The 9,456-nt window shown below is 71.9% G+C and carries 11 protein-coding genes and 2 tRNA genes; 10 read left to right on the top strand and 3 right to left on the bottom strand.

The window, feature by feature from the left end:
* The first annotated feature begins 14 nt into the window (after nt 1-14).
* Together IH45_RS0126820 and IH45_RS1000000149485 are read left to right on the top strand one after the other, a co-directional pair.
* Complete coding sequence (locus IH45_RS0126820) at nt 15-476, top strand: hypothetical protein (protein WP_030673649.1); 462 nt, start codon at nt 15-17, stop codon at nt 474-476.
* A 186-nt stretch (nt 477-662) separates the two neighbouring features.
* A complete protein-coding gene (locus IH45_RS1000000149485) occupies nt 663-836 on the top strand; it encodes a hypothetical protein (protein WP_199810729.1) in 174 nt (57 codons plus the stop codon).
* A 39-nt stretch (nt 837-875) separates the two neighbouring features.
* Here the strand turns inward: IH45_RS1000000149485 and IH45_RS0126830 are convergent, their stop codons facing one another.
* Nucleotides 876-1,442: a CGNR zinc finger domain-containing protein gene (locus tag IH45_RS0126830; protein ID WP_030673651.1), complete on the bottom strand. Its 567-nt coding sequence runs from the start codon at nt 1,440-1,442 to the stop codon at nt 876-878.
* Between the two features lie 237 nt (nt 1,443-1,679).
* Nucleotides 1,680-2,093: an SsgA family sporulation/cell division regulator gene (locus tag IH45_RS0126835; RefSeq protein WP_003987206.1), complete on the bottom strand. Its 414-nt coding sequence runs from the start codon at nt 2,091-2,093 to the stop codon at nt 1,680-1,682.
* Nucleotides 2,094-2,283: 190 nt separating this feature from the next.
* Between IH45_RS0126835 and IH45_RS0126840 the strand changes: the two genes are divergently transcribed.
* The 4 genes from IH45_RS0126840 to IH45_RS0126855 all read left to right on the top strand — a co-directional run bounded on the left by IH45_RS0126840 (nt 2,284) and on the right by IH45_RS0126855 (nt 3,662).
* Entirely contained in the window at nt 2,284-2,748 is a 465-nt protein-coding gene (locus IH45_RS0126840) for a TIGR02611 family protein (protein ID WP_030673654.1), read from the top strand.
* A 74-nt stretch (nt 2,749-2,822) separates the two neighbouring features.
* Nucleotides 2,823-2,894: transfer RNA gene (locus tag IH45_RS0126845), tRNA-Val, on the top strand.
* A 100-nt stretch (nt 2,895-2,994) separates the two neighbouring features.
* On the top strand, nt 2,995-3,456 hold the full coding sequence (locus tag IH45_RS0126850) for an SRPBCC family protein (protein ID WP_030673657.1): 462 nt from the start codon (nt 2,995-2,997) through the stop codon (nt 3,454-3,456).
* Nucleotides 3,457-3,590: 134 nt separating this feature from the next.
* Nucleotides 3,591-3,662 (top strand) — tRNA-Val (locus IH45_RS0126855).
* 64 nt (nt 3,663-3,726) lie between these two features.
* Here the strand turns inward: IH45_RS0126855 and IH45_RS0126860 are convergent.
* A complete protein-coding gene (locus tag IH45_RS0126860) occupies nt 3,727-4,452 on the bottom strand; it encodes a 3'-5' exonuclease (protein ID WP_030673674.1) in 726 nt (241 codons plus the stop codon).
* 185 nt (nt 4,453-4,637) lie between these two features.
* Between IH45_RS0126860 and IH45_RS0126865 the strand changes: the two genes are divergently transcribed.
* The 4 genes from IH45_RS0126865 to IH45_RS0126880 all read left to right on the top strand — a co-directional run bounded on the left by IH45_RS0126865 (nt 4,638) and on the right by IH45_RS0126880 (nt 9,182).
* Nucleotides 4,638-5,204: a DUF4365 domain-containing protein gene (locus IH45_RS0126865; RefSeq protein WP_030673678.1), complete on the top strand. Its 567-nt coding sequence runs from the start codon at nt 4,638-4,640 to the stop codon at nt 5,202-5,204.
* Complete coding sequence (locus IH45_RS0126870) at nt 5,204-6,394, top strand: hypothetical protein (RefSeq protein ID WP_030673681.1); 1,191 nt, start codon at nt 5,204-5,206, stop codon at nt 6,392-6,394. The genes IH45_RS0126865 and IH45_RS0126870 overlap by 1 nt, the downstream gene beginning before the upstream one ends.
* Before the next feature lie 158 nt (nt 6,395-6,552).
* Nucleotides 6,553-8,535 (top strand): threonine--tRNA ligase, encoded by a 1,983-nt coding sequence (thrS, locus tag IH45_RS0126875; protein WP_030673683.1) that lies wholly within the window; start codon nt 6,553-6,555, stop codon nt 8,533-8,535.
* A gap of 89 nt (nt 8,536-8,624) precedes the next feature.
* A complete protein-coding gene (locus IH45_RS0126880) occupies nt 8,625-9,182 on the top strand; it encodes an HIT family protein (protein WP_030673686.1) in 558 nt (185 codons plus the stop codon).
* The last annotated feature ends 274 nt before the right edge of the window (nt 9,183-9,456 follow it).

Genomic DNA, 9,456 nt, shown 5'->3' on the forward strand with positions numbered 1-9,456 from the left:
GGCAGGAGGACCGGATGCTGACCTCGACCGTCTGTGCCGCGGTGTCGGCGGCGGGCCTGGGCATCGCCGCGCTGACGGCCTACCGCAAGCGCCTCCTGGCCGCCACGCGCATCGCGGCGTTCTCGCTGGTGCCCGTGGGCCTGGTGATGACCGGCGTGATCGACTGGCTCACCGACGTGGTCTTCAAGCCCATGGTCTGGGCGGGCTTCGGGGTGCTGGCCCTCTCCGCCGTCCTGTTCATGGTCGCGAGGGTGGCCGAGCGGCACTCCCTCAAGGCCGGCGGCAGCCGCAAGGAGCGGCGGGCCGCGGCCCGGCAGGGCGGGCCGGCGGCGGTGGCCCCGGCGGCCTCCGCGCCGTCGCTCGGCGGGGGTGCCGCCCGGGCGAAGCAGCCGGCGGCCCGGAGCAAGGGCAAGGGCGGCGCGCCGCAGGAGGACTTCTCCGACATCGAGGCCATCCTGAAGAAGCACGGCATCTGAAGGAGCACGGCATCCGAGAGGCGCCGCTGTTTGTGCGGGCGCCTCCCGGGGCCGCCGTACGGCCCGCGCGGGTGACGCCTCGGACACCGTAGCGATCACGCAAATGCACGGGAAGGGATGAACTCCCGGTGCCGAGGGGTGATCCGGCCGGTCCGGCCTGATCATCTGCGCCATCATCGGCGCGAGATGAACGACGAGTGCGCCCTGCCCCGGGACCCCGCCGTCACACCGGCGGAACCCCCGTCCCCCGAACCGCGCGGCTGTCTTTACGCGCTGTCCCAGCCGCCGCTGATGCTCTTCCTCACCGTCATCGCCGTCCTCCTGCTCATCGGCGCCCTGCACGACCTCCTGCTGCTGTGAGGTTCCCGGCGGGCGCGCCGGGCGGGCGGCGGGCCGGCGTCAGCGTGCGGCCTCCCGACGGCGCGCCCGGTACGCGGCGACGTGCAGCCGGTTGCCGCACGTACGGCTGTCGCAGTAGCGGCGCGAGCGGTTGCGGGACAGGTCCACGAAGGCGAACCGGCAGTCCGGGGCCTCGCAGTGCCGCAGCCGTTCCCGCTCCCCGGCCACGACCAGGAACGCCAGCGCCATCCCGCCGTCCGCCGCCAGGTGCTCGGCGACCGAGGCGCCCGGCGCGAAGTAGTGGACGTGCCAGTCGTAGCCGTCGTGGTCGGTCAGCCGCGGTGTGGTGCCCGCCGCCGCGACCAGCTCGTTCAGCCGCTCGGCGGCCGTACGGTCGTCCGGAGCCGCGAAGACCTGCGCGAACCGCGTCCGCACCGACCGCACGGCCGCCAGGTCGCGCTCGTCGAGCGTGCCCACGTCGCTGATCGCGTTGCGCGCGACGAACGCCTGGAGCGCCGGCAGGCCGGTGAGGCTGTCCGGGGCGCCGGGGCCGTCGCCGTCCGGTGCGGTGTTCAACAGGTCGACGACCGCGTCGAGCGCGCACCGGGTGTCGTGGGTGATCATCACGGGTTCGCTCCCTGGCCGGGCGGGGTCGGACGGCGCCGCCCCGGTGTCCTTGCCGAATGGTCGCCGACTCTAGCGCGTCCAACAAGCCTCGGCGCCGTCTCCGCGGTGGGTCCGCGGCGACGGCGCCGGCTCGTGCCGTATGAACTTGTCGGTCCTGTGCCGTCGCCCCGAGTCGGACGGTGCAGGTGTGCGCGGTTCGGTGCGGTGAAGGGCCGCGAGGGGCCGCCGCGCCGTCGTTCAGTTCTCCGCGAGGATGTGGGAGAGCTCTGTGTCGAGATCGAAATGCCGGTGTTCCGTGCCTGGTGGCACCGCCGCGTCGGTCCGCTTCAGGAACGACTCCAGGGCCCGTGCCGGGGCCTCCAGAAGGGCCTCGCCCTCCGGGGAGCTCAGGGCGATGCAGACCACGCCCTGTCCATGGCTCCGGGACGGCCATACGCGGACGTCTCCGGTGCCCGTGGGCCGGTGCAGGCCCTCGGCGAGGAGGTCGCGGGCGAAGACCCACTCGACGGTTTCCTCGGCTCCGGTGTGGAAGGTCGCGTGCACGGCATACGGATCGGCCGTGTCATACCGCAGGCCCGCGGGTACAGGCAGTGACGACTCGCTCGACACAACGAGGCGCAGGTGCAGCTCGCAGCTGACCGTGGTGTTCATAAGCGCCAGGGCCTTTCGCTCAGTGTGCGCTCGGGGATTCGCACGTCGGCGAAATCGACATGCCACCTACGGTGCCGTTGTAAACCCCTCTGAGGGTTTTGGGTGACTTCCGGTACCTCTTACGGCGGAGTTGCCGATCCTCCTGGACGGCCATTCCGGTGACCGACTTCCGTCCGGTAGGTTGGGCCGTATGAATACGGAGAGTAACGGGGGGCCGGGGATCGCCGACGCGGTGGCTCCGGCTGCGGAACCGGCCGCCGCGGGGGAGACTGCGGGCGTGGAACAGCGTCTCGGCTCGCGGGCGCCGCACTTCATCAGACGCTCCCGCCCGCTGCACATGAGCTGGCAGGTCGGCATCTTCGTCGTCGGCCTGGCGGTGGTCGTCGGCGGCATCATCATGCTGCCGCTCCCCGGGCCGGGCTGGCTGGTCATCTTCGCCGGCATGGCGATCTGGGCGACCGAGTTCGTCTGGGCGCAGCTGGTGCTGCGCTGGACCAAGCGCAAGGTCACCGAGGCCGCGCAGAAGGCGCTGGATCCGAAGGTGCGGCGCCGCAACATCATCCTGACCAGCATCGGCGCGGTGATCATCGTGGCCGGGCTGGCCGTCTACCTGTGGAAGTTCGGCTTCGTGCTGCCGTGGCATGCGGGCGCCTGACCGCCGCCCGGCGGCCCGGTCCCGCGGGTGGTCACAAGACCCCTCCGACGTGCGGTAATGTTCTCTCTGCGCCCGGGCGATTAGCTCAGCGGGAGAGCGCTTCGTTCACACCGAAGAGGTCACTGGTTCGAACCCAGTATCGCCCACACCGGCAGACGGCCCGGAGGTCCCAGACCTCCGGGCCGTCTTCGGTTTCTTCTGCCGGTTCCCCTCTCGCGGGCGCCGCCGGCGCGGCAGACTCGGGCCATGTCCGAACGGCCGTACGCCCTGCACCGCTACCGCTTCCGCAGCGAGTGGCGCCTGTCCGCGCCGCCCACGGCGGTCTACGCCGTCCTGCAGGACGCCGAGCGGTACCCGCACTGGTGGCCCCAGGTGCGCCGGGTGACCCGCGTCGACGAGCGCAGCGGCACCGCGTCCTTCCGGTCCCTGCTCCCGTACGTCCTCACCGTCACCGCCACCGAGGCGCGGCGCGATCCGGAGGCCGGAATACTGGAGATCACGATGCGCGGGGACCTGGAGGGCTTCGCGCGCTGGACGGTGGACGCGGCCGGCGGCGGCACGCGCGCCGTCTTCGAGCAGGAGGTCGAGGTGCGCAAGCCGTCGATGCGCCGGCTGGCGCTGCCCGGGCGGCCGTTCTTCGTCGTCAACCACACGCTGATGATGCGCGCGGGGCGCCGGGGCCTGGCCTCCTGGCTGGCCCGTGAATGATCTCCGGGCCGGTGTTCGCGGTCCGGCCGGCGCCGGAACGGGAACGCCGCGGCGGGGAATTTGATGGAAAGGCGCGGCGGCCTGTATTGTTCAGGTCGTTCGCGGGGGAAACCCCGGGGACACGGAAAAGACCCGGGCGATTAGCTCAGTGGGAGAGCGCTTCGTTCACACCGAAGAGGTCACTGGTTCGAACCCAGTATCGCCCACCGGGACCGAGGGCCGGACTGCCAACAGGCAGCCCGGCCCTCGGCGTTGGCGTGCCGAGTGCGGTCAGGCCGCGGCCGGGAGGTCCGGGCGTACCGGCCAGTGCGGGTCCACCGCCTCCTCCGTGCCGTTGCGCGCGAACCACGCCTCCAGGCCGCGTGCCTGCGCCGCGTGCCACACCGCCTGCCGGGTGTGCAGCTGGGCCGGGCTCAGCGACTCCAGCCGCTCCGCGAACCGGTGCCCCAGCGCCCGTACGACCTGGAGCGCGGCCTCCGCGTCGGCCGCGGCGTCATGGGCGCCGGTCAGCTCGACGCCGTACTCCGCGCACAGGTCGGACAGCGTGCGGCGGCCCTTGCGGTAGCGGTCTAGGTGCTTGTCCAGCACCCGCGGGTCCAGTACGGACAGCGGGTGGGTGCCCAGGTAGTGCTGGAGCGAGGCGGCGCGGTGCCGCCGCAACTCGCGGTCCAGCAGCGTCAGGTCGAACGGCGCGTTCATCACGATCAGCGGCCGCCCGGCGAGCGACTGGTCGGTCAGCGCCCGGGCTATCTCCTCCATCACGGGCGACGGCCAGCGGCCGTTGAGCGCCAGGTGCTCGGCCGTCAGACCGTGCACGGCGATGGCCGCTTCGGGGATCGGGACGCCCGGGTTGACCAGCCACCGGGTGACGCGGGGCACGCTGCGCGGGGTTTCCTGGACGACCAGGGCGGCGGACACGATGCGATCTCGCTCCACGTCGATCCCGGTCGTCTCGGTGTCGAAGGAGGCCAGCGGACCGTCGTACCAGCACGGCATTCTCACAACTCCTCGCGCTCGTGCGGTGGGTGGCCGGCGCGGCCACCCGACCTGGTGATACCCGAGGGTTCCGGTTGTCGAACCGCCCTGGTTTGTTGACCACTTGCGGCGGACAAGAACACAGCAACGGGCCGTCGCCACGATGACGGCCCCTTCGAACGACCGGCCCGGAAGGCACTTGAGCGATGACGCTCGCGCAGCCAGAACCGGGAGGACCCATGCCCGCGCGCACGGCTTCGCTGCGCGGCGCGCTCGCCACCACGGCCTGCATGGAGACGCTCCAGGTGGGCTATCTTCACGCGGTGGCCGCCGCGTCGGGCTGCTCGCTGGCCCAGCCCTTCCCGGACAACGGCATCGACTGGCACGTCAGCCACGGCGCGCCCGGACATGCCGTCGACGACGAAGTGACCATCAAGGTGCAGTTGAAGTGCACGTACCAGGTAGCCCCCGGGCCGCCCGGTGCCGGCTTCTCCTTCACCCTGGACAACGACCATCTGGTGAAGCTGGCGCGCACGCCCGTGGCGGTGCACAAGATCCTGGTCGTGATGCTGGTGCCGCGCACCCAGGAGGACTGGCTGCGGGCCGGCCACGACCGTCTCGAACTGCGGCACTGCTGCTACTGGATCAACCTGGCCGGCCACCGGGTGACCGGCCGGCGCAGGACCAACGTGCGGATCCCGACCACGCGGATCTTCGACGACCGCGCGCTCTGCGAGATCATGACGCGGGTCGGGGCGGGAGGGAGACCCTGATGCACCGGCCGATCGACGAGTACGAACTGCGGCTCCCGGATCCGGCCCAGCTGGACCCGGCGGTGCTCGGCGCCCTGCTGGCGCGGCACGGCTGGCGGCGGCGGGGAGGCGCCGCCGGCCACTACGCCCGCTGGACACCGCCGGGCGGCGCCACCGGAGGCACCAGCCTGCTCGTACCCCAGACCCGGACGTTCCCGGACAGCACCGACCTGATCGCGGAGGCGCTGGCGGCCCTCGCGCACAGCGCCGCGCCGTCCGCGCGCGAGGTGCTGGCGGCGCTCGCGGTGCCCAGCGACGAGGTCCGCTGGGAGCGCGAGGTGCCGGACGACGGGATGGGCGGCACGCCGTGGGTGGCGCAGGAGCAGCTGCGGACCGCGGCGCGCTCGATGCTGATGGCCGGCGCGCTCGGCACGTACGGGCGGGCGGGCTATTACGGCGCGCGGCACAAGCGCAAGGCCGAGGCGTTCATGGCGGACGTGCTGGTCGGGCCCGCGCCGGCCGGGCGGCGGCTGACCGCGTACGTCCCGGTGGCGGCGGGCCGCGCGGCCGTCGCCGGACTCCAGCGCGCGCTGCACGCCACCCGCGACGCCACGGACTACCAGCGGGCGACCGGCGGCATGGAGGCGTTCGAGGCGGCCGTGGAGCTGGGAGTGTGCCACGAGCTGGCGGAGGCGCTGATCTCGCTGGTGCGGGAGGCGGAGGGGGTGCGGATCTCGGTGGAGTGGTCGCCGGGGGCCGGCCCGCCGCCCGGGTTCGCCGCCCGGCCCGAGCCGGTGGAGTTCTCGCCCGGCGACCTGCCCGCGCTCCAGGCGGCCGCCCAGCGCTACGTCCGCGACGAGCCGTCGCTGCCGGTGCGGGTGACCGGCGCGGTGGTGCGTATGCGGCGCGAGCGGCCCGGCGGGCCCGGCGCCGTACGGCTGCGGGTGCTGACCGGGGCCGACGTCATGCAGGTACGGGTCGCGCTGGACGAGGAGGACTACCGCATCGCCGGGCACGCCCACCTGGTGGGCCTGCCCATCCGGGTCAGCGGCCGGCTGGAGAGCCGGGGCGGCTTCCGGCGCATCACGGGCGCGTCGGACGTCACCCCCGTACAGGTCGACGAGGCCGAACGGGACCGGCTGCTGAAGTCGCTCCAGGAGAACCTGGACTTCTTCGAGGAGGCGTGCGGGGGACCGCTGCCGGGCGACTGAGCAGGGCCCGGGCGCACCGGCCGGACGGGAACGCCGGCCGGTGCGCCCGTCCGCCCGGGGGAGCGGACGGCACAACCGTTTCGCGAGGAAGACCGGTGGCTCGGTACGATTCGGCTGCGCAGCAAACGCTGTCGCGCCCGAGAAGTCAGGAGAGACCGGTGTCAGACGTCCGTGTGACCATCCAACGCGATTCCGAGCGGGAAGAACGCGTGGTGACCACGGGCACTACGGCCGCCGACCTCTTCCAGGGCGAGCGCTCCGTCGTCGCCGCGCGCGTCGCCGGGCAGCTGAAGGACCTGGCGTACCAGCTCGCCGAGGGCGACGAGGTCGAGCCCGTCGAGATCACCAGCCAGGACGGCCTGGACATCCTGCGGCACTCCACCGCGCACGTGATGGCGCAGGCCGTGCAGGAGCTGTTCCCCGAGGCGAAGCTGGGCATCGGCCCGCCCATCAAGGACGGCTTCTACTACGACTTCGACGTCGAGACCCCGTTCACCCCCGAGGACCTCAAGCGCATCGAGAAGAAGATGCAGGAGATCCAGAAGCGCGGGCAGAAGTTCGCCCGGCGCCCGGTGAGCGACGACGACGCCCGCGCCGAGCTGGCCGGCGAGCCGTACAAGCTGGAGCTGATCGGGCTCAAGGGCTCCGCCGCGGAGGCCGCCGAGGGCGCGTCCGCCGAGGTCGGCGCCGGTGAGCTGACCATCTACGACAACCTCGACGCCAAGAGCGGCGAGCTGTGCTGGAAGGACCTGTGCCGCGGCCCGCACCTGCCGAGCACCCGGGTCATCCCGGCCTTCAAGCTGATGCGCTCGGCCGCCGCCTACTGGCGCGGCAGCGAGAAGAACAAGCAGCTCCAGCGCATCTACGGCACCGCCTGGCCGACCAAGGACGAGCTGAAGGCGTACCTGGAGTTCCTCGCCGAGGCCGAGAAGCGCGACCACCGCAAGCTGGGCGCGGAGCTGGACCTGTTCTCCATTCCGGAGGAGCTGGGCTCGGGCCTGGCCGTCTTCCACCCGAAGGGCGGCATCATCCGCCGGGAGATGGAGAACTACTCCCGCCGCCGCCACGAGGACGCGGACTACGAGTTCGTCAACACCCCGCACATTTCGAAGGAAGGCCTCTTCGAGACCTCGGGGCACCTGCCGAACTACGCGGAGGCGATGTTCCCGCCGCTGGAGTTCGACGGGCAGAACTACCGCCTGAAGGCGATGAACTGCCCCATGCACAACCTGATCTTCAAGGCGCGCGGCCGCTCGTACCGTGAACTGCCGCTGCGGCTCTTCGAGTTCGGCACGGTCTACCGCTACGAGAAGTCCGGCGTGGTGCACGGCCTGACCCGGGCCCGCGGCTTCACCCAGGACGACTCGCACATCTACTGCACCAAGGAGCAGATGGCGGACGAGCTGGACTCGCTGCTGACCTTCGTGCTGGACCTGCTGCGCGACTACGGCCTGGACGACTTCGAGCTGGAGCTGTCCACCCGCGACCCGGAGTCCGACAAGTTCATCGGCGAGGACGCGGAGTGGGAGGAGGCCACCGAGGCGCTGCGCCAGGCGGCCGAGAAGCAGGGCCTGCCGCTGGTCCCGGACCCGGGCGGCGCCGCCTACTACGGGCCCAAGATCTCCGTGCAGGCGCGCGACGCGATCGGCCGGTCCTGGCAGATGTCGACCATCCAGGTCGACTTCCAGCAGCCCAAGCGCTTCGGCCTGGAGTACACCGCGGCCGACGGCTCCAAGCAGCAGCCGGTCATGATCCACCGGGCGCTCTTCGGCTCCATCGAGCGGTTCTTCGCGGTGCTGCTGGAGCACTACGCGGGTGCGTTCCCGGTGTGGCTGGCCCCGGTGCAGGCCACCGGCATCCCGATCGGCGACGACCACGTCCCGTACCTCCAGGAGTTCGCGGCCGAGGCCAAGAAGAAGGGTCTGCGCGTCGACGTGGACGCCTCTTCGGACCGGATGCAGAAGAAGATCAGGAACGCACAGCGCAGCAAGGTCCCGTTCATGGTCATCGCCGGTGACGAGGACGTGGCCAACGGCGCGGTGTCCTTCCGCTACCGCGACGGATCGCAGAAGAACGGCATCCCGAAGGCGCAGGCGATCGCCGAGATCCTGGACGCGGTGGAGCGCCGTATCCAGGTGTGAGCCGGGCCCCGCACGCGCGGCGGCGAACGAGGGGCGGTCCCGGGTGCCCGGGGCCGCCCCTCGCGGCATTCGCGCGCGGGCCGGGGAATATGCTGGCCCGCATGACGAGTGAGCCGGAGCAGCAGATCGGAGTCGGGACACAGGACGCCTTCCAGCGACTGTGGACGCCCCACCGGATGGCGTACATCCAGGGGGAGAACAAACCGTCCGGACCGGGCGCCGAGGACGGCTGCCCCTTCTGCACGATTCCGGCCAAGTCGGACGAGGACGGGCTGATCATCGCCCGCGGCGAGCACGTCTACGCGGTGCTCAACCTCTACCCGTACAACGGCGGCCACCTGATGTCGGTCCCGTACCGCCACGTGGCCGACTACACCGATCTGGACCGGGCCGAGACGCTGGAGCTGGCCGAGTTCACCAAGCGGGCGATGACCGCACTGCGGGCCGCCTCCGGCGCGCACGGCTTCAACATCGGCCTCAACCAGGGCGCGGTCGCCGGCGCCGGCATCGCCGCCCACCTGCACCAGCACGTGGTGCCGCGGTGGGGCGGGGACACCAACTTCATGCCCGTGGTGGGCCAGACGAAGGTGCTTCCGCAGCTGCTCGCGGACACCCGGAAGATGCTGGCCGACGCCTGGCCGCAGTAGCCCGGACGCGGGGGCGGCATAGCCCGGACGCCGCAGTGCGGCCGGGACATGTCCTCCGTTCAATCGGATAAATAGACAAAATACGGACAGGTTGCCCTGTAATGGTGGGGTGACTTCCCTGCATCGTCGCTCCGTGCTGCGGGCCGCCCCGGCCGCGGCCGCCGGTGCGCTCGCCACGGGGTGCGCGACGGCCCGTACGGACACCACCGCCGTACGGGCCTCCGGCTCCCCGTCGCCGGGCGGCACCGGCCCGCCCGTCGCGTACGGGTTCTGC

It is taken from the genome of Streptomyces rimosus subsp. rimosus (assembly GCF_000720725.1).
In the GTDB taxonomy this organism is placed as follows: Bacteria; Actinomycetota; Actinomycetes; order Streptomycetales; family Streptomycetaceae; genus Streptomyces; species Streptomyces rimosus_A.

What these genes read in the sequence shown, in the direction of transcription:
- IH45_RS0126840 (WP_030673654.1), top strand. Translation starts at nt 2,284, where the DNA reads ATGAATACGGAGAGTAACGGGGGGCCGGGGATCGCCGACGCGGTGGCT.
- IH45_RS0126865 (WP_030673678.1), top strand. Translation starts at nt 4,638, where the DNA reads ATGACGCTCGCGCAGCCAGAACCGGGAGGACCCATGCCCGCGCGCACG.
- IH45_RS0126870 (WP_030673681.1), top strand. Translation starts at nt 5,204, where the DNA reads ATGCACCGGCCGATCGACGAGTACGAACTGCGGCTCCCGGATCCGGCC.
- IH45_RS0126860 (WP_030673674.1), bottom strand. Translation starts at nt 4,452, where the DNA reads ATGCCGTGCTGGTACGACGGTCCGCTGGCCTCCTTCGACACCGAGACG.
- IH45_RS1000000149485 (WP_199810729.1), top strand. Translation starts at nt 663, where the DNA reads ATGAACGACGAGTGCGCCCTGCCCCGGGACCCCGCCGTCACACCGGCG.
- IH45_RS0126835 (WP_003987206.1), bottom strand. Translation starts at nt 2,093, where the DNA reads ATGAACACCACGGTCAGCTGCGAGCTGCACCTGCGCCTCGTTGTGTCG.
- IH45_RS0126820 (WP_030673649.1), top strand. Translation starts at nt 15, where the DNA reads ATGCTGACCTCGACCGTCTGTGCCGCGGTGTCGGCGGCGGGCCTGGGC.
- IH45_RS0126880 (WP_030673686.1), top strand. Translation starts at nt 8,625, where the DNA reads ATGCTGGCCCGCATGACGAGTGAGCCGGAGCAGCAGATCGGAGTCGGG.
- IH45_RS0126850 (WP_030673657.1), top strand. Translation starts at nt 2,995, where the DNA reads ATGTCCGAACGGCCGTACGCCCTGCACCGCTACCGCTTCCGCAGCGAG.